The sequence below is a fragment of the Mesorhizobium sp. LCM 4577 genome, assembly GCF_001854795.2.
In the GTDB taxonomy this organism is placed as follows: domain Bacteria; phylum Pseudomonadota; class Alphaproteobacteria; order Rhizobiales; family Rhizobiaceae; genus Mesorhizobium; species Mesorhizobium plurifarium.
Genome location: NZ_MDDU01000053.1, coordinates 44029 through 66599, shown reverse-complemented (window position 1 = coordinate 66599; position 22571 = coordinate 44029). Strand labels below are relative to the sequence as shown.

The following is a 22571-nucleotide window of genomic DNA, read 5'->3' as shown; positions in this document are numbered from 1 at the left end:
TTCCTATCCTACCGATACCGCAGGTCCTTGAAGAGGTATGGCTGCAGGGCGCCGCCCACGAGGCCGGCCACCGCCGCGGCGGCGACCACCGGGACACCGAGCTTGGCCAGGATGAGCAGCAAGGCGGCCGTGACCAGCGCACCGATCGCCGTCTGCCTGTAGACCTTGGCGGGCTCCGCAAAGAGCTTGCCCTTGAGGAACAGAAGGATCGAGCTTTTCGCCATTTCCCACATGATTGAACCTCACCCGATAAGCGCCAGCAGGACCAGGCCGACAATGATGCCAGCCACGCCGCCCACCGGCCCGTAGAAGCTGCCCATCATCGCCGCCAGCTGGTTTCCGATCGCCTTTCCGCCGGTAGCGATGCCGCCGATGGCGCCGCCTATCCCGGACGTCACGACGCCGGCCACCAGGGCCAGTGCCGCTCCGCCTGCAGTCAGTTCAACACCTGTCACGTCGTGCTCCCTGTTGTCCTCAGTTGAGATGATGCCGGACGGTCCCGGCCAGGCCGTCGGATGTCGCGGGCGGCGCCGAAAGCAGCTCGCGGTCGATCTGTTCGCAGGCCTCCGCCACGATGCGCGCCTTGTCCGTCTCGCCGGCGCTCATGAATATCTCCCGACATTCACGATAGTATTCGCGCGCTGCCGTCAGGTTGGCGCGGTTGCCGTCACCCGGCTGCGCGGGATCGTCGGGAAGGTTCCACAGGCAGTTCGCCTTATTGGCGATGGTGTTGGCGTATTCCAGCGGCATGGCCGCGCGGGTTCGCACCTTGAGCGCCTCGTCATAGGCGTCGAGCGCCCGCAGATTGTTTTCCACCACATGACTCGACGAGGCATATTGCAGCGCGTTGCCGAGGTTGTTCTGCAGCATCGCGTATTCGGCGGGATGGTCGATCAGGCTGACGCTCTTCAGCCCTTCCTCGAAAGCCTGCACGGCCAGCGCCTCGCGCATCCTGGCGCGACTGTCGGTGAAAGGCATGGACAGGAAGGCGGTCGCCAGGTTGTTTTGCAGGATGGCGAATTCCTTCGGGTACCTCGCGCGGTCGAATGTCCGCAGCGCCCGCTGATAGGCGGAGATGGCGTCGGTGATGCGCGCCCTGTTCAGGCCGACGAGATTGTGGATCGCCAGCCCGAGATTCATCTCCGCTTCCGCCAGTTCTTCCGGCCGGCCGAGATCGGCGAAGTGCCTGATCGCGCGTTCCAGTTCGGTCCGCGCCTTTTCAAGAGCTTCAGCACCCCCCTCCGGCAGGGCCAGCAGGGCGGTGGCGCGGCGAGCGGCGATGCGGGCGCCGAGCAACCGCTCGCCGGTCGGACAGATGGCTCCGGCCCGATCGTAGAGATCAATCGCGGCTTCGATCTGGTCSGGGGATTTCGGGCGCTGCTGAAGACCCATCGCGATCTCCATCAGCATCTCGGCCCGTTCCTGCTGCGAGGCCAAAGAGTCGTCCGCAGCCGCCAACGCGGCGCGCACCTCCTCCTCCACGCGAAACTGCCTCACCCGATATCCTCCCATGCTGCTTGGCTGCAGCTCTATGGGGGCGGATGCTAGCAGCTTTTTGTATGTTGTCTACTTGAATTACGAAGTGTAAACTTAGTATGCAAAAAATGCGCCCCGGCCGACCAATCCGCCCTGAGCTTTGTCCCAGGTCACCTCGATTTCCCGGTCGTTCTCGTCGGCAATCCCGCTTGCGCGAAAGAAGTCGGGCGCGTGCGCGACCCGGTCGCCAGCCAGGTTCTTGCGTTTCAGGATATAGCCGCCGGCCTGCGCCAGCCGCACCGGCAGGATGAGAAGGTCGCTGTCGCGCCGGATCAGGACGATCCCGCTGATGCCATCGAAATATCGCTCATAGTCTTCGGCGGACACGTGCAGGCCGCCGCGGCTCACGCGAACCATGAAGCCGCCTGCGTTCATCCGGGTCGATCCGTCCGGCGTTCAGCGACGATCCGTTCGATACGGCTGGCCACCGACAATGCGGCCGCCGCGACGCTCGGACTGAGGTCCGTCCCGAAATCCAGATGCTCCGCCTCGATCAGGAACACGGTGACGTCCTGCGGGAAGGCTGCGCCAAAGATCCGCCGGCCGGCATGAAGCGCGGCATCCCAGCGGAAGTCGTGGAGATTGAGCCCTGGCGTATAGGGGCGCTCCAGTTCGCGGCCTGGAACTTCGTAGACGGCGCCGGCTTCGACGCCGGTGCGGGCCGCGTCCACCAGGACCAGCGATGTGCAGCCGCGAGCCGCGAACATGACGGCCATGCCGTCGGTTCCGGCATCGAGCAGCTTGACGCCGGGCCCTTCCAGGCCGCCGGCGCGCAGCGCGCGGATCACCTCCGGCCCGACACCATCGTCCTGCCTGTTGAGGTTGCCGCAGCCGACGATCGCGATCATGCCCGCCGGCCCGTCATATCCGCCACAGGCGGCACGACCACTCCGCCTCGACCGGCACCGCGAGTTCGGGAAGCTCGCAGAACCTCCGGTGGACGAGATAGTACATGCAGCTCTCACATGCCTGCCCTATCCCCTGATGCTCGACGGGGCGCAAGGTGAAGCCCGCGATCACGAGTTTCGCCGCCAGATCGTTTCCGGCCGCCCGCAGGCGGGCAATGACGGCGAGCACATCCTCGTGGCTGTCGGCCCGTGGAAAAGCTTCCGTGTCCGGCGATCGGGTCAGCAGCGTCTCGATGGTTTCACGCAACTGACCGTCGTCAATGGTCGTCATCGCAGCCTCCGTCCAGAGCACGCCTGCGCAAGGGCACGTCAGATGCGCCAGAGCCGGCACCACCAGTCCGCGTCGACAGGCACCGCAAGCTCCGGCAAGTCGCACCATTCCCGGTGGACGAGGTAGTACATGCATTCCATGCAGCGCTGCTTGTCGGGCCCGTAGGGGTGGTCGACAAAGCCGCTGATGACCATCTTGCCCTGGACGTTGTTCGGATCGAGCTTGCGCAACTCGTCCAGAATCGCGGCGAACTCCTTTTCGGTTTCCGGAAAAGGCTCGGTCTGCGTCTCGAGGCCCGACCTCATCAGCTGCGCCATCTTGCGCAGCAGGGCGTGCTGTTGCTCATTGTTCATCGGCTACCGTCCCCGACATTTGTGCAGCGGGCCGGCCGTCGGCGAGGCAGACGACCGGGCAGCGTCGTTGAAGCGGCAGGTGCCTATGCCGTACGGAACCGGGCAAGCTCCTCGCCGGTGCTGGCGTCGTGGGCGTGCACGGTGCAGACAAGGCACGAATCGTACGAGCGACAGACATGACCGACCTCCACCGGGTCGTTCATATCCGCGATCGGCGTTCCGATCAGCGCCTCCTCGATTGGGCCCAGTTCGCCGCCGTCGGAGCGCGGGCCGACGTTCCAGGTCGTGGGCGCGATGATCTGATAGTTCTTGATCTTGCCGCCTTGCACCTCGATCCAGTGGCAAAGCGCACCGCGAATGGCTTCCGTCGCCCCCCAACCTCGGCCGTCCTTCTCTGTCGGTTTGACATACCACGGGTCGTTCAGCCGGAATTCCCGCAGCGCGTGCTCGGCTTGGCGATAGAGCTTCACCCCTTCGTGCATGCGCGCGAAGTGGCGCAGCATCACGCTTGCCCCGCCGAGCTTCTTATACATGTCTAGCACCAGCGGGTCATAGTGCTGCCAGCTTTCGCCGTGCCGGCCGCCGGCGATGAGCTGCCGCGCGAGCGGGCCTGCCTCGAGACGGCCGTTCTGGTCGTGGCGAACGGCGACGGCCCAGGAGTATTGATTGTCGTAGTCGACCGGATTCTTGCCCACTGGCTTGGTGACGCGGTCGAAAGGATGCTTGCCGCCCGGCTCGTCGTACCAGGCATGCATGAGGTCCTCGCGGGTGTAGACCTGGTCCATCAGCTTGTGGCTGTCGGTCGCGCCGTCATAGACACCGCTCTTCATCAAGACCGCGGCGTTGCGGCCCTCGATGGTGGGGCGGTCATACTTGTCCTCATGCGGCAGGTAGCCCCACGACACGTATTTGCCGTGCCCCTTGCCGTATTTGTCGACGCCGACGTCGAGGCTCATGCGCCAGAACATGCCGAGATCGGAATTGGCATGTTCGGGCCGTTCGTCCAGCCAGGCCATGAAGTCGTCATAGGATTGGATCTGCTCGTAGCGCTCAAAGGAGCAGCCGAGCCAGACCGGCTCCATCCAGTTGCGGCGGAAGTGCTCCAGGATCGACCAGGCGCGGGTGACGTCGGTCAGCGTCGGCGCGCACATGACGCCGCCCGGGACCATATAGCTCGAATGCGGCCATTGCCCGCCGAGCAGGGCGTAGATTTCCACCGGGCGCCCGGAGATGGTCACGCCGAGCTCGTAGTTGGTTCCCGTGAATGGCGACCAGCGCTTGACGGCTTCCTCATAGTATTTCGAGTGGGAGTAGTTCTTGTGCGTGTAGTCGATCATGAACAGGCCGTAGTGATGCCTGGGCAGGCTCTGCAGGCTTTCCACGATCTGCCCCAGATTGCGGGCAAGGATCGCGTTGCGCGGCACCTCCGTCTTCCAGGCGGTGTCGAGCGCCCAGGCCGCGCATGTCAGGTGGGAGGCGCCGCAGATGCCGCAGGCGCGCGGTGTCACCACCAGCCCCGCCTGCGGATCCTTGTCGCGCAGGATTACCTCAAAGCCTCGGAAGAGCTCGGCCTGGGTCCAGGCGTTGACCACGACGCCATTTTGAATGTCGACGCGCACGTCGAGATCGCCCTCGACGCGTCCCACGGGCGAAATATCAAGTGTTTGAACTGCAGCGGACATGATGTCTTGACCTTTGTCGATCGGGTTCGGTGAAGCGCGGTCAGACGACGAAGATGTCTTCTTCAGCCCAGCGCGGCGAAGCAGCCTTGGCGGCGGCGGTCAGCTTGATGTAGCCGGTCTTGTCGACGCCGGAAGGCATGTCCTTCGGCACGCCCATGACAGTCTGCGTCTTGAAGACCGTGCCCGGCGCCAGATCGAAGAACGGGAATTCCGGCTCGGTGCAGCCCATGCAGGGCATGCCGGCGCGCGTCTTGGACGACTGCCGGTTCCACAACACGCGATTGCACGGCGAATGGGTCATCGGGCCGCGGCAGCCGAGATCGTAGAAGAGGYAGCCCTTGCGTTGGCCGAATTCGGTGGCCGACACCTTGTAGGCGAAGTGCATGTTGCGGGTGCAGCCCGTCTGGGTGAAGGAGGTGAAGAAGGTCTTCGGCCTTTGGAATTCATCGAGCTTGAGATCGGCCCCGCGGCCGGTCGCCACCGCCACGACGATCTGGGTGATCCAGTCCGGATGGGCCGGACAGCCGGGAATGTTTATGACCGGCAGGCCGGCCTTCGACTTGTAGTCCTTGCCGAGGAAGCCGCCCTGGTTGCGCTTGAGGAATTGCAGCCCCTGGCTTTCGGAGGGATTCGGCGCCGTCGCCGGGATGCCGCCCCAGGTCGCGCAGTCGCCGACCGCGACCACGAAATTCGCCACCTTGCTCAAGTCGCTTACCCAGTCGCGCATCGGCCGTCCGGCAAAGCGATTCCACTCGCCCGTTCCGTTCGGCGCGTTCACGACGGTGCCTTCGAAGACGAAGATGTCGAGCGGCATCTGGCCCGAGGTCAGGGCGTCCAAGAGCTTCTTCAGATTCTCGCCGAGCTCCAGTCCCAGTGACGGGTGCCAAAGCACGTTGACGCCGAAATCGGTCACGAGATCGCAAGCGCTTGGTTCCTCGGCGTTGAGGAACGACATCGTATTACCTGAGCAGGCTCCGCCCTGGAGCCATAGAAGATTGGCCATTAATTCCTCCTTCGCTACGCCACTGACCTTTGGGTGCAGCGCGTCTACGAAAAGGAAATCGCAAGCGGCGTGCCAAGTTGGCGCAAGTGAGGAAAATGACGTTAAATCAGATGGTTGGCATTATCAGGCATATTTTGCGGCGCAACATTGCCCGCGTGTCGACCTGCAAACTATCTTAGCAGGTGGAAAGTTCGTTTATCGCCCGTGCGTCCCGCACGGCCGCGGCTCAACCGTGACGATTGCCGCATGCTGGGCAGGTGACCTCGAGCAGATAGCCGTACCAGATGCCCTTGCAGCGGCTGCACCAGTGACCCGTGGCCTGGTGCTCGGGCGCGCCGATTGCCGTGGCCATCGCGCCGAAGCCCAGATATCGCGTCGGTTCCGCATGTCCGGACGGAAGCACGCGAGACTGGGGAAAGCGAATGACGGCTGCGCCCGGCTGCTGCGGTTTGTCGTTGCTCATGATGCCTCTCAACCGTTTTCGTTGAGATTGTAGCGCTTGATCTTGTTGGCAAGCCCCACGCGCGACAAACCGAGTTCGGAGGCGGTGCGGCTCTGGTTCCAATGGTTGCGGATAAGAGCGCGCCCGACGATCTGCTTTTCCAGGCTCTCGACCTGGTCCTTGAGCGTGGTGCCCTCGGGCACGAAGCCCCTGAGGCCGTCGCCCTGCTTGCGAGCGGATGCGGCGGCGAGCAGCGAGGGCGCCATGTTGCGGGTGGTGATGTATTCGCCATCCTTGGTCAGCGCGACCATGCGGCGGATCTCGTTCTCCAGTTCGCGGACGTTGCCGGGAAAGCCGCAGAGGGCGAGCTTCTCCAGCGTGTTGGCGGTGATGCCCAGAACCTTGCGGCCCATGGCATCGGCATGCTTGGCGGCAAAGAACTCGGCCAGCGGCCCGATGTCGTCCGGTCGTTCCCGCAGCGGCGGCACCTCGAACTCGAAGCCCTTCAGCCGGAAATAGAGGTCCTGGCGGAACCTGCCTTGCGCGACAAGGTCCTGCAAAAGCTTGTTGGAGGCCGCGATGATGCGGACGTTGCAGTGGATGACCTTGTCAGCGCCCAGCGGCTTGACCTCGCCTTCCTGGAGAAAGCGCAGCAGGCTGACCTGAAAGGATGGCGACACATCCGAAATCTCGTCGAGAAAGACTGTTCCGCCATCGGCGGCGCGAAACAGGCCGAGGCGATCGGAAATCGCCCCCGTGAAGGCGCCGCGCTTGTGGCCGAACAGCTCCGATTGCAGCAACTCGTCGGGCATGCCGCCACAGTTCTGGACCAGGAGAGGGCTCGCGCGCCTCGGCGAATTGTAGTGGATGGCGCGCGCCAAAAGCTCCTTGCCGGTACCGGTTTCGCCCTGGATCAGGATCGGCAGTTCCGTCGCCGCCGCCTGCCGCGCGAGATCGCACATCTCCGCCATCTTCTCGCTGGCGTAGACGAGCTTTTCGAACTGATGGCTTTCCGGCCTGAACGCCGGGTCGCGGCGCTCTCCGAACATGAGTGCGCCGGAAATCTTGAATTCCCGCGAAAGTATGCGATGCCGGCGATGAAGTTCGCGCGCTTCCAACGCCCGCTCGACGACAAGGCCAAGCTGCGCCGGGTCGAGCGGCGTCAGAAGGAACTGATATATCGCGGCCTTGGAGAGCTCATGATGCGATACCGACGAAGGAGCCCGTCTCACATAGACACGCATGATCTCCGGATGCGAGACGCGCAGGCGGGTGAGGAAATCGAGGCCGACGGTCTCATCCTGCCGGTCTTCGGCGACCGCGAGATCGACATGAATGCTGCTCATCGCGGTCAGGGCTTCGGCCGGGCTGCCGACCAGCAGGACCCGATAGGCATAGCGTTCCGACAGCACTTCCAGGCTGTCCGACCAGTCGCTGCCCGGACGAGCGACAATGACGACCGTACCCGAATGATCCATGAAATTATGTTTCCAAAGTGTCTACTTGATTAGCAGTTCGTTCTCCTCGGCGCAACGTCGGTGTGTCGACTCGGCCGAAGACTGGAACCTCACCCATTTCGCCCCGACGGGGGGAGCAATTCCAGGAACAGCGTGTAACGACTTTCGTGCGGAATTGYTTGAAAAACAAAGAGATGGGGTGGTTCGCCGGTTCCTTGAAACAGTGAAGCGCTCTACCGTCCTGTGGGCAAGCAGGCGACAGAAATCAACCGACTGGTCCGTCAAGGAGGTGAAATGGGTGGAACTCGGGCGACGACCATGGCAGGGCTAGATTGCGCAGGATCAGATCGGCGCCGCTGAAGTTCTCATGACAGGTGAACTGGCTGGGGGTTATCACAGTGCGCATGCCGGCAGCGCGCGCGGCCAGAAGCCCGTTCCTGGAATCCTCGATGCAGAGGCACTCCAGGCCGTTGAGGTCGAGATCCGAAAGCACCAGTCGATAGACCTCCGGATGCGGTTTATTGGCGCTTACGTCCTTGCCGGTGCGGATGCTGGCGAACAGTCGAAGCGCCTCGGCGCCCAGAGTTGACCCAAGAAGCGAGACCACGTCGGTCTGCTTGTGGTCGTGCCGGTGGCGAGCACCAGACCCCGTTCGTGGCCGATGAAGGGGACAGGCATTGAAGTTGGTTGCAGGATACAGGACTTAAACATTCGGCATGGAACCGGGTCGCGCCAGCGGCAGCAATCGAAGATCGGGGGCTGTGCTGCCGACAATGCCCTTCGACTAACGAAAAGTTCTATTCGGGCGGCCTCGTCGGCTTTAAAGGTCACACACCCGCACTTTCGCCAATTTTGCACCCGAACGGTATCAGGCGGCCCAGTTCTAGCCCTGCTTTAGGGTTGATGAACCCGCTCGGGATCAAATTCGGCTCTGATACCGATCGGGAGCCCCAGGCCTTGAATCAAATAGGAAGTAAGATTATGTTCCCGATCGGGAGCAAACGATGACCAAGACCTCTCAATCCATCGGCGCCACGAGCGCAACAGACATCGCAAAGCTGCTTGCCCAGGCAGGTCCTTCCCAGGAGCTGACGAAGCTGCTTATGGAAATCAACGCGTCTGGCGACGCCTTCAAGAACGTCACGAGAGACCCGTCGCGCCCCAAAGACACGATCAAACTCGCCTTGAACGCCACAGAGATCGCCAAGGCAATTTCGCAGATTCCTCCAACCCAAGCCCTGGCGAAACAAAGTGCAGACGTCAATGCGTCCAGCGAAGCACTCAAAGCGGTCAGTAAAGAATATTCGCGTCAAGATGAGGCCATCAGGAGCTCATTGGACACGAGGGGAATTTCCGAGGCACTTACCAGCGTCAATGCCCTGGCGGACGTCAGCAAACGACTGACCGACGCAATGCCGCAGGTCAATCTGCAGCTTCCTGATGTTTCGGAATTCATTACGACTGCCCTGCCCAGAACGCTTCCCGACGCTTATCTGCCTCGCAGCAGCGGGAGCAGTGATGAGGACGAGGGCGCCGGCGCCGCCTCACCGCGCCATGGCGAGACGGATACGTTAGGGCTGGAGATCGTCTCCGCCTCAGATCTTGGGCGGCTAGTCCGGCGCGCTCGCGAGGGCCGACATCTCTCACAACAGAGTTTTGCTGACCTTGCCGGAGTGGGGCGCAGATTTTTATCCGAGTTGGAGAACGGCAAAGCCACACTTGAACTCGGCAAGGTCCTGAAAGTCGCGCACGCAGCCGGCATATCGTTGCTTGCTCGGGAACGATGATACATGGAGGTACTTGCCCTCGATGTGAGGCTCGACGGTTTCGCTGATCCGATCGGCGTCCTCGTGCGTGACGAAAACGGCTCAGTCGCCTTTGTCTACAAGGCTGATTACCTTCGAAAATCAGATGCGACCGCGTTGTCGCTCTCCCTCCCGCTCGCCGAAGAGCCTTATAACGACGTGACTACGCGAGCATTCTTCGACAACCTTCTGCAGGAGCGCGACGGTGTGCTCACCGACGTGATGGCACGAGAAGGCCTAGCCCGCGATGACATAGCTGGCTTGCTGTATCACCTTGGAAAGGACTGTGCTGGCGCACTTTCCGTTCTTCCGTCCGGATCGCCACCGACAAAGGTTCCGGGCGACTATGAACAGGACTATGTACCCATTGCGCAAGATCGCATGATCGCGATCGTCGAGGCACTCCATCTGCGTAAACGCTTGCCTGATGGAACCGAAGATCCGTCTCCCTTGGCTGGCATACAAAGCAAGATAGCCGTGACTGTTCTGCCGGACGGTAGGTTTGCTGAACCGAGGCACGGATCTGGAGCGCCGACGACACACATCCTCAAGGTGCCCGACCGCGATCATCAGCAGGATGCCCGGTATGAGGCCGAGGCGATGAGACTTTCCCGAGAGCTTGGCTTCAACACGGCTGAAGCCTCAATGGTGCCGATTGGCGGAATCGATGCGCTACTGGTGACTCGCTTCGACCGAGGCAGAGATCGACAGAATAGGATCGTGCGTCTTCATCAGGAGGATTTCGCGCAGGCGCTCGGTTTGGCCGCTTCAATGAAGTACGAAAGGCGTGGCAAGGCAGGCCGGCGCTTCGACGTTTCGGCTATCCGCAGGATACTTGAGACGACAGTCGATCCCGCCCAGGCCAAGGAGACCTTCATTAGGGCTACCATATTCGATCTCCTGGTCGGCAATAACGATGGACACGCAAAAAACTTCGCGCTGCTCTATGAACGCGGGGGCAGAATCCACTTTGCGCCGCGCTACGATATCCTGCCGACCAGGCTGGATGACACTCTGACAGACGAACTCGCTTACAGGATCGGTGAGGCTAAAACGCTCGATGAAGTTACCTCAGAAGAGTTCGATGCGTTTCTCCTAGCATTGGGAATAGAAAGTGCTGCAGCACGCAAACGCATGCATGAGCGTTACCCATCGCAGATTGCATCGGGCCTCGCTGACTGCCTGGGCGCTCTTGAAGCGCGTCAGGCGAAGCGTTTCGCTGACTTGATCGCGACCAACATGCGCGTGCTCCTCGGTGCGCTGAGATTGGAAATACCCGATTTGGCGAGGGACCGAGACGAGTTCATTGGCCGAGCCGGCGGATGGCTGATGAGTTGAAATCCAATAGAGACTTGCCCTTATGTACTCGGGACATAGAAAAACCGGCGGCCGACGCATACTGCTTGGGGGCGGGGTGAGGGACATGAAAACGTCGGCCGCCGGTGTGCGGCAAGAGTGCGTCATCAATGACGCCGGCCCGGAAGCGCCGACCATCAGTCTGCCAACTTATGGTGAACAGATGGTTACGATCCGCAGGCTTCACTCGCCCTCTTATTGGGCAATCTCCCAAATAGCCCATTGATCGCCGGGATATTGACATTGCGGCTGGCGCGCTACACGCTCGAGGTATGGTCGAAGAGGATACCCACATCGTATCTCGTTTCGCCCGCATTCCCATCGGCGGGATGCGGGGATATCGATTGCGCTAGCCTCATATTGCGGTAACGATCCCTTGGCCTCGCCACCCTGGACGAGGCTTTCCGCATGAGCAGTACCTCGTCCCATTACCAGGACAGAGTACACAATGGCACAGAACATCTACGACCATCCCGACTTCTTTTTGGGCTACGTCATGTTCCGCGATCACGAGCCCGATGGCGCAGTGCGTACCTGCACGACGCTGCCGCCGGGCAGGGTGGACCGCTCGCCATGCGGTACCGGAAGTTCCGCCAACCTCGCGGCGCTTTTTGCACGCGGCCTGGTGAAAAGTCGGCGATGCCCGCCTCTCTCGGTCCATCATCGGCGGCGAGTTCACGGCCGAGGCGATAGGCGAAACGGAAATCGGCGGCCGCAAGGCCGTGCTGCCGCGCATCACCGGCCGCGGTTATGTATACGGGCGCTCACAATTGCAACCGTTCCCTGCCGGCTTTGTGCTCTCCGACACTTGGGGACCTCAGGTCGATCTATTGACGTTAGTGAGACAAGGATGGGCAAGCTGATTGGCGGCTTAGACTGTTCTCGTTATGGCGGAATCCGGCGATATCGGCGCGGTAATCGTGAAAATTTGCCGCGGAAGGATCCCGTCCCATCGCTTAGTACGGTCGCATAGGCTAAGCGCCGAACGCTGCTGGCGCGCTGGCGCCGCTGGAAATCGGCTGGGCAAAAGGAGTTTCAGCTCAACTTTTTGCCGCTGCCGTCCTCGCGAGGGAAGCTATCCGGCACTTCAAGGCAACGGCGGGCGACGCACCGTCAATATGGCGAGTCGCGCCGTCCATCGCGGGGATGCCAATGCCCTAACGACGCGAGCAAGGCAGCGCTCCTCAATCTGACGAAGTCCATTGCTGCTCCTTCCGCACTGATGGCGTGACGGCCGTTGCAATCGCGCCGGCGGGGTGCGAACCGACATGGCTGACGATTTTGTCGCGGCGCCCGGCGAGCAAGCCGCGGTCGCGGATATTCCGATTGGCGAGATGGCCTTGCCGGCCGAGGTCGTCCAACTTGTCGCCTTCGTGATGCGCCCATCGCAGGCCTCGGTCAAAGGTGCGACGCTCGACGCCGACGGCGGCAGTTATGACGAGCACCGCATCGGCAAACTGGGGAGCGGCAGCGCTCACCACATCCGGTGAGCGATCAACACCGCACACGAACGATGCGCCACGGTTGCGATCGCAGATCAAGGCGAACCTGGCTTACTGCGACGCCGAGCAGCTACCGATCTGGTGGCTCAAGAAGCGCGATCTGATTCCGGGCGGCCCCGACCTCACACCCGAGGAGATTAAGCCGAATCTTCTGGAGGAGATCGTCACCACCATCCCCGCCCTCAACTAATCCCTCCTGGTCGCGCGCGCTGGTTCCTTCTATCGCAAATCCCAGCCGAAGCCCGCCGGCCGTTTTCGGCTCCCTTGTAGCCATATCAACGGCCGCAGATCACCGATTGCGTCGGCGCTGCCAATCCGAAGCATCCACCGTTGGCGCCATCACCTCGAGCACGACAATATCGTCTCTGTCTGGYCTCGAAGGCGCGCAGCACGTTCAGGTGGGCCGAGTTCGCGTTCAATGGTTTCTTGCGCTGAGAACTCAACCGGTTCGTGGCCAGGACCGTCTCATGAAACTACTGCTCGGTTGCGGATTTTGCGGCCTTAGGGACCTCGAACCCCGATCGAGAATTGGGCCGTCAATACGGCCGGTTACAAATGCGTGTCAATCCGCGAACCCGGCAGGGATTCGCCGATTGAAGGGGACTGGCGGTAGGGCTGTTTTTGATCCAGTGCTTCACAGGTGGGCGTCTGCCCCGGTTAGCCTGAAAATTCAAAGTTATAGCTGCATGGAATTCATGAGATTACACAAAGTGCAAAGTGGAAGGGCGAAATGTGATCCATCCGTAATATGGATGGACATTATCCAAGCAATCGATTTTCAAGAATCCAAAGTAAAGTGTAAAAAGTACGATGGGGGCCATCATCAGGAGTATGTCCGATGGCAAACCCTCTTCGCGGCATGACTGGACCCGGCACCGTCTTCAGCAGCGAGAGCGACGATCTGATAGAGCGGCCTCATGGCATTGACTGGATCGACCGTCGCGGCGGCCACGAGTCCACCCCGTCCGGAGAAGTCATTTGCGGCGCAAGGAGCGACCAGATGTTCGGACAGGAGGGCGTTGACTACCCTCTACCCGACAACGTGCGTGACAAACCGCGCACTCTTAGGATGTTTTGACGTGCTTGATGGGTGATGAAATGCGAACTCTGCTTATTGACCATCATGCCCATCTTACACGCACGATACAGGGGGCGCTCGAGGATTGCGGTTTCGCCGTTGATGTGGCTCGTACCCTGGACGAGGCATCCACTGCATTCTGTTGTGCGAGCTATGACATTCTCCTGTTGGAGTTGGTCATGCCGGACGGTGATAGTTTGCCCTGGTTGACACAGTTAAGGAGCAACGGTCATTCGGTTCCTGCGCTCATCATGAGCAGTATCGACGATCTCGAAAAGCGTATTGCGATTTTCAACGGTGGTGCGGACGATTTCCTGCCAAAGCCAGTCTGCACCGAAGAACTCATCGCCAGAATGCGGGCCATTCTGCGGCGTTCAACACAGATTGCCGATCCCACCGTTGAATTTGGCAATCTACAATTCGATCCGATCGGTCGACAAGTTTTCGTTGGGGGCCAGCCAATAAAGATAGCACGCCGCGAATTGTGTATTCTCGAGCATCTACTCAACCGCGCAGGTCGCACTGTTCCACGCGCGCAGCTGGAAGATAGCCTCTATGCGTTCGACGATGAAGTTTCGGCCAACGCCCTCGAAGTCGGCATCTATCGCTTGCGCAAAAACCTGTGTCAGTCAGGGGCAACCCTCCGAATCAACACAGCGCGTGGCATTGGCTACATTCTTGAATCGATTGACGCACGATCTGCCTAACCTGGTCGCATGTTGAAAGCGAAGATTGCCTTGAAAGTCGTTCCTAATGGCCATTCCCCCGCCAATCGGCGGTCGACCGTCATTGGCGGTTTGAGAACTATGGTTTCTCCTTGCCCGGCCTATCTTCTTTGCGCGCTCATTTTGTTTTCCCCATTTTCTGCCACGGCCCAAGACAAACGGTATGAAGGCGCACCGCGTGCCACTGCCAATAGCATCAACGGCACGCTGAATCTTTCCTCTTCGCTCGGCAAGACAATTCATTTATCCGCGCCGGCCGCCAGCGTCTTTATTGCTGATCCGACGATCGCAGATTTTCAGGCACCCTCGAATAAGACTGTCTTCGTCTTTGGCAAGAAATCCGGGCGGACCAGCCTATTTGCCTTGGACGCCAACGGGGAGGCTCTCGCCCAGTTGAATATTGTTGTCACTGAACCAATCGAGGATCTGCGCGCCATGTTGAGGACTCGGGTCGGCGACTATCCAATCCACGTCAGCTATACGCCACGCGGTGCGATCCTTAGCGGGACAGCGCCCAATGCCCAAGTCGTCGACACCGCGACGAAAGTCACTGAGCAATTTCTCGGTGACGGCGCGCAGGTCGACAATGAGATTCAAGTCGCTGGGTCGTTACAGGTCAATCTGAGTGTGCGCGTAGCTGAGGTCTCCCGTAGCGCCATGAAGGAACTCGGTATCAACCTGTCCGCTTTCGGCAAGATCGGCAATTTGACAGTGGGTTTGGCCAGCGGCAAAGGTGGCGGTTCTGGTGCGGCGAGCGGCGGCGGTACGGCCGGCGTCGCGTACAATGATGGCAATGTCAGCCTTGGGGCGGTTCTCGACGCGCTCGCAAAGGAGCATGTCGCTTCTGTCTTAGCTGAGCCGAATCTCACCGCGATGTCCGGTGAATCCGCCAATTTCCTGGCCGGCGGTGAATTTCCCATTCCGGTCGTGCAGGGGAGTGGGCAAGTTTCGGTTGAATTCCGTCACTTCGGCATCGGCTTGGAGTTCGTGCCAACGGTGCTTAATAACGAGCAGATCAATATTCGCGTGAAGTCGGAAGTCAGTGAACTGTCGACACAAGGTGCGGTCCAAATCAACGGTATTTCTGTGCCTGGCGTCTCCACACGGCGTGCCGACACCGCCGTTGAGCTCGGCAGCGGTCAAAGCTTCGCAATCGGTGGGCTGATCAGGCGGAACGTCAATACTGATATCCGCGCCTTTCCCTGGCTGGGCGACTTGCCGATCCTCGGCGCCCTTTTCCGTTCTTCATCATTTCAAAAGGAGGAGACGGAACTGGTTATCATAGTCACCCCTTACATCGTGAGGCCAGGATCAAATCCCAAGCAGATGAGCACGCCTACCGATCGCCTCGGCTCGGCTTCCGACGTGGGGCCCACTCCGATGAACTCATCGGAAAATCCGCCGCAAGACCACGCTACCGGCGGCTCAGGCGTCCTGGACGGCTTCATCATTGAATAGTGACGCCCAATAACGATGCGGATCACAATCCTTCTGGTCGCTCTGAGCGCGAGCGTGAGTGGCTGCACAAGCTCCTCGCCGGTTGAGTCATCGACTGAAATCCTCGTCCGGCAGGAGAGCAACGTCTTGTTCTTGCAGAGCCTTCACTCTGTCGAACGGCAGCGTTTGCGTAATTTCATTGCGAGCACCAGCCGTGGCCGGCCCGATGCCGTCCATGTTTCTATCAGCGGTCCGCCCTGGCTGGCCGCGGAGGTCGCCAGTCAGGTGATGGGGATGGGAGTTGACGCGTACCACATCCGCCTCTTTGAACAGCGCCACCGTTCTGCAGCGCGAATAGAGGCGATTGTCTACGATAGCCTCCCCCCTGACTGCCCGCCATTGTCCGGTCCTTTAGCCAATGACAGTTCCTTCGACCGGACGCTTGGCTGTTCGACGCGTCGCAATTTGGCGGTCATGGTCAACGACCCGCTCGATTTGATCGACAACAACGCTGTCAGGCCAAGTCTCGGTGATCGCGCGGCTATCCCGGTTGCCAAATACAGGACCTTCGAGACGGGCAAGACCAGCAGCGCAGAACACGAAAAGTAACAGCAATCATGACCATAGCACATACGCAACCAGGCATTACGCATGACGGCGTTTGCGCAAGGGCAGGAATGGTCGTTGGGTGGCAATGGGTATCGGTAGAGGCGTCACGCAACGGGCGATGCCCGGGGGCCATTAGGCGATCAGACTTGAGGAACCTCTTCCCAAAGGTCCTTCAGAGTGTCATCAGAATGTTGCCTGATTTCCCCGGGAATGAAGTTGCAATGATTGGATTTGCCTGATCGGTATTTCGGGCGTGAAATACCTCCTGTCCCGCGACGCATTTTCGATCGGCCTTGTACCGTATGCGCAAGGTGATCGGGATAGCTAGGGTGCTCCCGCTGTAGACGCTCGAGAAGCCCGCAACTCGTGCAACCAAAGCCTCCCCGCCACACCCGCGGATGGTGATGTTTATGGGAAGAGCCGGACGACAGCCGCGCTTTCATTGAGTTCGCTATCGCAGTCGGACAAACGTCCCCTTGCCTGCCAGGCGATTCTAAGACCCCGCCAGGAACAGATCGATTGAAGGCTACGCTCCGCGTCGATGATCGGCATGCGGGACTTGTTGCCGGCGACATCCACGAAATCCTTTTGAATGGTGCGCCGACCATGCAATGGACGATCTATCGCACCATCGAGGGGTTCACCCCGTCGCAACCCAGCCCACCAATCAGGGCTGCAAAGTCTGCAGCCACTGATTGGCAGATAGGTCAATCCGCGCCGAAGGAGACGCGGATTGATTTGTCAGGCCACGCGTTGAGCCAGCGCCGCCACGCCGACAAAGTCCGAAACGCCTGCCGCTTGCATAGGGCCAGCCTCAAGGCTTGCCTTCAGATTGGTTAGATAATTCTCCGCGTAGGATTTGGCGGCCTCGACCGGTAGGTTGACGCCGGCCGTAAAGGCCTCTTCCAGCGCCGCCTTCGCGAGCCCATTGCGAATCGCGAGTTTGACCTCGGGGCCAGCGACAAGGCCCACAGCCTGAGCAGCGAAATCGAGCCCTGCTTCGGCCAATGCCTTCTTAATGTTGCCTCCACTAATAGCGGTATGAATGAGTTTCCCTGCTTGCGACGCCCCCTCGAGCGCCATTGAAACGGCATCGGCGATTTGGCCCAGGCCCGGAACGAAGCTGAGGAGGCCCACAGCCGTCGCGGCCCAATCAAAAACTTTGGAACCCACCTTGAGGACGCCGTCGATGGCGTGCATAAAAGCCCCGCCATTCTTCTTGGCAGACTTGGTATCCGGCTGGTCCGCCACACCCATCTTCATATCCGCGACCGCGTCCTGATCTGCCGCGGTTTTGGGAACATGGGCCTTCGCCTGCTGAACCGTGCGGTTCGCAACGGTCATATCGTTATAGAATTTGGCGAAGTCCCGGTTGCTAATGTTGCCGGAATCGACAGTATGTCCGCCGCCAAAATCGAAGAACCGATGATGGGTCTTGTAGCCCGTAATTGAATTGTTCAGCAAGCCGAACAATAGGGGATCTGACAGTAGCTGCGATGCCGCTTGTCGTACCTTTGGGCTGAGACTCTTGTCGTCCGCCATCTTCGCCAGTTTGTCGCGAGTCAGGACACCGCTATCAAAAAAGGCTTGCTGATTGCGGTTAATCACATCGAGCGTGTTCAGCTCGGGTTGCGTGAGGCTCATCGAGGATGAAGCGACTTGCAGGAAGTCGTATTTGTGGACCTTATCGATCGAGCCACCATACAACTGCTTCCAGGCATCTGGGTGAGTGAGGAAATATTGTGCGGCCGCAATGACTTGGGGCGGGCATTTGCCGGTTTTTGCTGTGCCGTCAACGATCTTCCCGAAATCACCCAAGCTCAGGTTCTCAGGTAGGTTGTCGGAGTACCGGTAAAGTTCACGCACTGCATCGTTCATGGTCATGACCGTCGGCTGACCATTTCCAGATCCGTCGGATGGGATGTAGTTCTGCTCGTAGCTTCGTGCCTGCTGGTCCTGGAAGGCGGCGACTTGTGGGTGAAGGTCTGAGAACCCGGACAAATCCTTGGCCTTGATCTTGCCGCCGCAGCGGCCATCACCCTGCGAGCCAATGGCATAAAAGAGCTCCGGGTCCTGCTGCAAACTTTCGATTGCAGCCTTAAGATCCGGCGGCGTGGACGGATCATTGGCTAGCCCGCTCAGCGAATCCCAACTGAGCGGGCATTTGTCCTTATGGCGGTTCAGCACCGCTACGATCTGCAGCTCGGGCTCAGTCAGCTTGCCGTCACACCACGTGATCCGCGTGCTCGCTATCGGCGCAGGCGCTATGGGAGGTGGTGCGACGGGAGGTGAAGCGACTGCAGGGGGGGCTTGATCCAACGATTTGAATGCCTCCCTCAGAGTGGGTGGCATGAGCTCGAGCGGGTGCTGTCGCAAGTCTTCCAGCGATGCCTTCACATCTGGCGGCAGTTCGTCCAGCGGGTGCTGCTGGAATTCGTCCATGGACGACTTCAAATTCGCTGGCGACGCGCTTAGTTGCGCGATGGAATCGGAAACTTTGTCCTGCGGCGAGCAGCTGGACAGCATCGCCTGGAAGGGCAAGAGCGCCCCTTGCCCGGTCTGGGCGACAATTTGGGAAGAAGTTTCTGGGCCCGCGCAGGCCTGTGGAGAGAGGGCGGGGTTGGAGCTATTTGCTGCCGAAAGGCTAAGCGACATCGTGCATCCTCACAGTTAAGATCAATTGCGTCACCTGGTGCCACCGTCGTTCCCGACGAATACCGAACGCCGGCCGCATGACTAACGTGCGGCTAATCAATGCTGCCGATTTTTGGTTCCTCGTCAGCGACAACACCGGTTACAAGCTTCAGCTGTCGAACAGCTGACGAGTGCGGAAGGAAACGCGATTGTTAGCGAATGGCGGCCGTGTTGCTTCCTGCGGGAAGCTGCGGTGTATGCTCAATTGTCATCTCTGGCTCTGTGCAGGCTCACGGACGACGCTGTCCTGGTGCGGCACCTCGGAAGAGAACGGTCCTTCAGGTCGCCCATCGCGAACGACCACGGTCGAGGAGCCACGAAACAACATCAGTTCCGTCTCCTTTGGGGGCGTCCCGGTGTCGTGAGGTCGCGCCTGTGCCTCCGCTACGAGACCGTTGTACGTCTGCTCTACAAGCACAATGAAGCGGGGTGGGCCGGAAACCATGACCAGGCCGTTTCCCGGTGCCGGTCTCACGACGTAGCGCTCGTCGGAAATTCCAAGCTGATCAAGGGCCGCCTTGAACACCTCGAAGCGGACTGAAGTCAAAACCAGCATACGAGTCTGCGCTTCTTTCGCAGCAGATACGTGGAGCACAAGCCCATCATAGTACCATTGGAGATCGTAGAGCTCGGTCAAGCGATCCAGAAACGCGCGCGGCGACATACTCGGCATACGCCCGCGGATGCGCCCCTTTACCTCGGAGCTGACGTCGACGTCGACATTGAGGTTGTTGCCGAATTCTCGCAAAGCGGCAGACAGGTCCTGATCCAGAACTGTATACCTATAAGGCGTCGACGGCAGCGACAGAGGGGCCGGCAGCGTTGTATCAATGCCGGTGGAGAGAAGGATTACGAGAAAGAGAACTCTCATCCCAATGTGCAGAATGGTGGATTGGAGTGTATTTTCCGGCATCTTGTCCCAAATCGAAAGCTGAAATTCGTGCTGACCTGAACGCCGAACGTGGCCTTTAAATGACGCTTCGTGGCCAGTTCGTCAGCTTGTGGTCAGTTGGCGTCCCTAGGACAGCAGCTCGATAGCAGGTGATGAACGATCAACTCATCACACTCAAACAGAACAACTGAGTCTTTGCATGACAATTGGTGTTACGTCCATCTCTGCCAATTTTGYCGACAACCTGTCTAGGGTGGGGGCAACGTCGGCGTGCGGCGAGCATGCCCAGTTTGAGTGCGCGCTTGTAGAGGCAGCCGCCTCGATTAAGAACGATGGCCCGTCGGCGACGGCGGGGGCGGGGCCTGTTGCTCCAGTCCTGGAGGTTTCGCGCGCGACAAGCGAAACGAGCCCGTTGGGCGACCGCGTGCTCCAGACCCTTTCATCGCTGTACAGGGACAATGCCGTGGCACCTGCCACGCCCGACCAAGAGGTGCCCCTTGTGAAGGACGTCCTACCCGGGCCGGCGGAGCAGTTTCCTTCCCAAGCAGGGTCGGGAATGCGCATGTCAGGCGCTCCGCCAGGAAGGGAGAATTACGAAGCGATGATTGCTGGTCTGCGGGAAGTATACAGCGCCGTTACTGAGGTTTCTCTTGTCACCAAGAGTATCAGCGGCGCTACATCATCCGTGAACACGTTAATAAAACAAGGATGAACGAGGCGCATGATCGCGTCACCGCACGGCGAAGGCATTGATCGCCGCCCGCCTGGTCGGCGATCGTGTCATTATGTTTTGCCGCTACTCTTGATTCTGAGTGGTTGCAAGGACGATCTCTACACAAAATTGCAGGAACGCGATGCCAATGAGATGCTCGCGATTTTGCTTGACAACGGCGTGGATGCGGTCCGCGTCGCCGCCAAGGATGGGACCAGCACGCTCCAGGTCGAAAATGAGCAGGTTGCCTTCTCAATCAACCTGTTGAATGCGAAGGGGCTGCCGCGTCAGGTTTTCAAGAATCTCGGCGAAATTTTCCAAGGATCAGGCCTCATTGCCTCGCCGACCGAGGAGCGCGCCCGTTACGTCTATGCGTTGAACGAAGAATTGTCGCATACCATTAGCGAAATCGACGGCGTTTTCTCAGCACGTGTCCATGTTGTTTTGCCTGACAACGACCTGTTGCGGGAGCGCGCCACACCATCCTCGGCCTCGGTATTCGTCCGGCACGATGCCAACATAAATGTCTCGGCTTTGCTGCCGCAGATAAAGATGCTCGTTGCAAACAGCATCCAAGGCTTGTCGTACGACAAGGTAGAGGTCGTATTCGTGCCGGCGGAACGGCCGGCAGTCGAGCAACGGCCTGCCTCGACCCAAGCAGCTAAATCAATTCCGGTGCCACTTCTGGCGGTCATTGTGGGGCTCGCCGTGGCAGTATTCGCGGTGCTGTCCTACTTGGCCAGTTCTCTTGTCTATAGGCGGAGGCAGCCATCGCAACGAGCAAGGCTCGAGGGGCGCTCGGGTGTTTCAGCGATCGGGGCCGCTCGAAAAAACACCATCGGCGATGCCGCATAGGAGGTATTCCGAATGCCAATACGGATGCAGACCCTCAAACGCAATGACTCGTTCAAATTGCCTTTTACGGTCTTGGGCGAGCTTGCCGCTTCAACCCATCCGACCCGCCTTGCTGCACGCCTTGACCCAGCTTTGTCGGCTGCGACGTTGGTGCGGCTGCAGAACAACCAAAGACTGCAGCCAAGACTGGCAAAATTGCTCCTCGACGATGGAATGGACCTGAATGGCAGCGTCTGGGGGTCGGACCTTCTGCACGGGCATGATCCGCGCCAAACTGCTGTGTTTGCCGGTAGTATCTGGCATGCCCGTTCGCTGCTGAAGCTGGTTTCCAAGCCTGAAGTTACCGTTCTGATCGAACGTATCGGCGCTGAAGCGCATACGTTTGGTATCCGACACCAGGCGCAGGCGATCTCAACCAGCTTGATCGCGGATCCGGAAAAACTCGCCCGACAGATTGAACACGATGGATTAGCCTGTCTTGGGGTTTGGCTCGATGGGCATTCTTTGCTCGACCGCCACAGGGTGTTCCTACGCTTGCCCGTCGGGACCGCGGCCGAGAATCCTGCGACCGAATACCGCCATGCGGCAGACCAATTGTTTTCGCTTGTGCTGGCTCATCTGACGACTGAGGTCCCTGCGATATGACGCTCGACGATATCGAAGCTCCGGTCGCTCCGCGGATGCGCCCCGTCGGGCCGCTGGTCCCGGCCAGTGAGCTCGAAATCTGGCACAGTGCCTTTGAGGCGCGCGCGGCGGCGGAACGGTATCTGCTGCGGGTTCGCAACTGGGCGCGCATAGCATATCAGCGGGAACGGGAGCGCGGACGTAGTGAGGGGATGAATCGTGGCGCTGAGGAAATGGCGCGGCTGATCGCGCAGTCGGTCTCTGAAGCGGCACGCCAAAGGACAGCCCTGGAGCAGCAATTGCCACAACTCGTCATGGAGATCGTAAGCGACCTGCTGGGCGCTTTCGACCCTGGTGAGCTGTTGGTGAGCGCCGTTCGTCACGCGATCGACCGGAAAGGCGGCGCGGAAGTCCGCCTTAAGGTGTGTCCGACGCAAGTCGATGCCGTCGCAGGCGAGTTCGCTACATACGACGGACGGGAAGGCCGGCCGAAAGTTCGAGTTGATCCGGATCCGGCGCTGTCGCCGCAGCAATGCGTGCTGTGGAGCGACTATGGCAATGTCGATCTTGGACTTGATGCGCAATTCCGGGCGCTGCGCCTCGGCTTTGGATTGCAGTGCTAAACAAGGC

General features: G+C 59.9%; 25 protein-coding genes and 1 pseudogene. 12 read left to right on the top strand and 14 right to left on the bottom strand.

Annotated features, from left to right (window positions below; genetic code table 11):
• Positions 1-8: 8 nt before the first annotated feature.
• The 12 genes from LCM4577_RS29255 to LCM4577_RS29200 all read right to left on the bottom strand — a co-directional run bounded on the left by LCM4577_RS29255 (position 9) and on the right by LCM4577_RS29200 (position 8259).
• The gene (locus LCM4577_RS29255; protein ID WP_040971350.1) at positions 9-233 is read right to left on the bottom strand and encodes a hypothetical protein; all 225 of its coding nucleotides are present in this window, start codon (positions 231-233) and stop codon (positions 9-11) included.
• 9 nt (positions 234-242) lie between these two features.
• A complete protein-coding gene (locus LCM4577_RS29250; protein WP_052459184.1) occupies positions 243-455 on the bottom strand; it encodes a hypothetical protein in 213 nt (70 codons plus the stop codon).
• Positions 456-474: 19 nt separating this feature from the next.
• Positions 475-1497, bottom strand: a complete 1023-nt coding sequence (locus LCM4577_RS29245) for a hypothetical protein (protein ID WP_244508457.1) — start codon at positions 1495-1497, stop codon at positions 475-477.
• Positions 1498-1590: 93 nt separating this feature from the next.
• The gene (locus LCM4577_RS29240; RefSeq protein WP_052459186.1) at positions 1591-1911 is read right to left on the bottom strand and encodes a hypothetical protein; all 321 of its coding nucleotides are present in this window, start codon (positions 1909-1911) and stop codon (positions 1591-1593) included.
• Positions 1908-2384, bottom strand: a complete 477-nt coding sequence (locus LCM4577_RS29235) for a hydrogenase maturation protease (RefSeq protein ID WP_040971352.1) — start codon at positions 2382-2384, stop codon at positions 1908-1910. Before LCM4577_RS29235 ends, LCM4577_RS29240 begins: the two co-directional genes overlap by 4 nt.
• Positions 2385-2397: 13 nt before the next feature.
• Entirely contained in the window at positions 2398-2715 is a 318-nt protein-coding gene (locus LCM4577_RS29230; RefSeq protein ID WP_040971353.1) for a hypothetical protein, read from the bottom strand.
• A 38-nt stretch (positions 2716-2753) separates the two neighbouring features.
• Positions 2754-3068 carry a hypothetical protein gene (locus tag LCM4577_RS29225; RefSeq protein ID WP_040971354.1) on the bottom strand — a complete coding sequence of 105 codons (315 nt, stop codon included), beginning with the start codon at positions 3066-3068 and terminating at the stop codon, positions 2754-2756.
• Between the two features lie 83 nt (positions 3069-3151).
• The gene (locus tag LCM4577_RS29220) at positions 3152-4750 is read right to left on the bottom strand and encodes a nickel-dependent hydrogenase large subunit (protein WP_040971355.1); all 1599 of its coding nucleotides are present in this window, start codon (positions 4748-4750) and stop codon (positions 3152-3154) included.
• Positions 4751-4790: 40 nt separating this feature from the next.
• Positions 4791-5753: a hydrogenase gene (locus LCM4577_RS29215; protein WP_071074423.1), complete on the bottom strand. Its 963-nt coding sequence runs from the start codon at positions 5751-5753 to the stop codon at positions 4791-4793.
• 226 nt (positions 5754-5979) lie between these two features.
• Positions 5980-6216, bottom strand: a complete 237-nt coding sequence (locus tag LCM4577_RS29210) for a hypothetical protein (RefSeq protein WP_071074422.1) — start codon at positions 6214-6216, stop codon at positions 5980-5982.
• 8 nt (positions 6217-6224) lie between these two features.
• Positions 6225-7673, bottom strand: a complete 1449-nt coding sequence (locus LCM4577_RS29205; protein ID WP_071074421.1) for a sigma-54 dependent transcriptional regulator — start codon at positions 7671-7673, stop codon at positions 6225-6227.
• A gap of 244 nt (positions 7674-7917) precedes the next feature.
• Complete coding sequence (locus LCM4577_RS29200) at positions 7918-8259, bottom strand: HAD family phosphatase (RefSeq protein ID WP_157900514.1); 342 nt, start codon at positions 8257-8259, stop codon at positions 7918-7920.
• A gap of 397 nt (positions 8260-8656) precedes the next feature.
• On the opposite strand from LCM4577_RS29200, the gene LCM4577_RS29195 reads away from it, so the two are divergent.
• The 8 genes and pseudogenes from LCM4577_RS29195 (at position 8657) to LCM4577_RS29160 (ending at position 16164) form a co-directional block, all read left to right on the top strand.
• Positions 8657-9439 carry a helix-turn-helix transcriptional regulator gene (locus LCM4577_RS29195; protein ID WP_198541107.1) on the top strand — a complete coding sequence of 261 codons (783 nt, stop codon included), beginning with the start codon at positions 8657-8659 and terminating at the stop codon, positions 9437-9439.
• A gap of 3 nt (positions 9440-9442) precedes the next feature.
• Entirely contained in the window at positions 9443-10795 is a 1353-nt protein-coding gene (locus tag LCM4577_RS29190; protein ID WP_071074419.1) for a HipA domain-containing protein, read from the top strand.
• Positions 10796-11297: 502 nt separating this feature from the next.
• Positions 11298-11676 (top strand): annotated as a pseudogene (locus LCM4577_RS29185) (proline racemase family protein); the annotation flags it as partial.
• A gap of 405 nt (positions 11677-12081) precedes the next feature.
• Entirely contained in the window at positions 12082-12303 is a 222-nt protein-coding gene (locus LCM4577_RS29180; protein ID WP_052459187.1) for a hypothetical protein, read from the top strand.
• On the top strand, positions 12248-12505 hold the full coding sequence (locus tag LCM4577_RS29175; protein ID WP_131803538.1) for a hypothetical protein: 258 nt from the start codon (positions 12248-12250) through the stop codon (positions 12503-12505). Before LCM4577_RS29180 ends, LCM4577_RS29175 begins: the two co-directional genes overlap by 56 nt.
• Positions 12506-13413: 908 nt before the next feature.
• Positions 13414-14100 (top strand): response regulator transcription factor, encoded by a 687-nt coding sequence (locus LCM4577_RS29170; RefSeq protein ID WP_040971362.1) that lies wholly within the window; start codon positions 13414-13416, stop codon positions 14098-14100.
• A gap of 30 nt (positions 14101-14130) precedes the next feature.
• Positions 14131-15576 carry a type II and III secretion system protein family protein gene (locus LCM4577_RS29165; protein WP_040971388.1) on the top strand — a complete coding sequence of 482 codons (1446 nt, stop codon included), beginning with the start codon at positions 14131-14133 and terminating at the stop codon, positions 15574-15576.
• Between the two features lie 15 nt (positions 15577-15591).
• Positions 15592-16164: a CpaD family pilus assembly lipoprotein gene (locus LCM4577_RS29160; RefSeq protein WP_244508456.1), complete on the top strand. Its 573-nt coding sequence runs from the start codon at positions 15592-15594 to the stop codon at positions 16162-16164.
• A 741-nt stretch (positions 16165-16905) separates the two neighbouring features.
• On the opposite strand, the gene LCM4577_RS29155 is transcribed toward LCM4577_RS29160, so the two are convergent.
• Both LCM4577_RS29155 and LCM4577_RS29150 read right to left on the bottom strand, forming a co-directional pair.
• On the bottom strand, positions 16906-18819 hold the full coding sequence (locus tag LCM4577_RS29155; RefSeq protein WP_052459188.1) for an HrpF/NolX family T3SS translocon protein: 1914 nt from the start codon (positions 18817-18819) through the stop codon (positions 16906-16908).
• A gap of 247 nt (positions 18820-19066) precedes the next feature.
• Entirely contained in the window at positions 19067-19771 is a 705-nt protein-coding gene (locus tag LCM4577_RS29150; RefSeq protein WP_096874931.1) for a secretin N-terminal domain-containing protein, read from the bottom strand.
• 178 nt (positions 19772-19949) lie between these two features.
• On the opposite strand from LCM4577_RS29150, the gene LCM4577_RS29145 reads away from it, so the two are divergent.
• From LCM4577_RS29145 to sctL, 4 genes are read left to right on the top strand one after another with little or no spacing between them, the layout of a single operon-like run.
• Positions 19950-20462, top strand: a complete 513-nt coding sequence (locus tag LCM4577_RS29145; RefSeq protein WP_071074418.1) for a nodulation protein NolB — start codon at positions 19950-19952, stop codon at positions 20460-20462.
• A gap of 9 nt (positions 20463-20471) precedes the next feature.
• On the top strand, positions 20472-21317 hold the full coding sequence (sctJ, locus tag LCM4577_RS29140; RefSeq protein ID WP_040971365.1) for a type III secretion system inner membrane ring lipoprotein SctJ: 846 nt from the start codon (positions 20472-20474) through the stop codon (positions 21315-21317).
• Positions 21318-21329: 12 nt separating this feature from the next.
• Positions 21330-21962, top strand: a complete 633-nt coding sequence (locus LCM4577_RS29135) for a nodulation protein NolU (protein WP_071074417.1) — start codon at positions 21330-21332, stop codon at positions 21960-21962.
• Positions 21959-22564, top strand: a complete 606-nt coding sequence (gene sctL, locus LCM4577_RS29130) for a type III secretion system stator protein SctL (RefSeq protein ID WP_040971367.1) — start codon at positions 21959-21961, stop codon at positions 22562-22564. The genes LCM4577_RS29135 and sctL overlap by 4 nt, the downstream gene beginning before the upstream one ends.
• Positions 22565-22571: the final 7 nt, after the last annotated feature.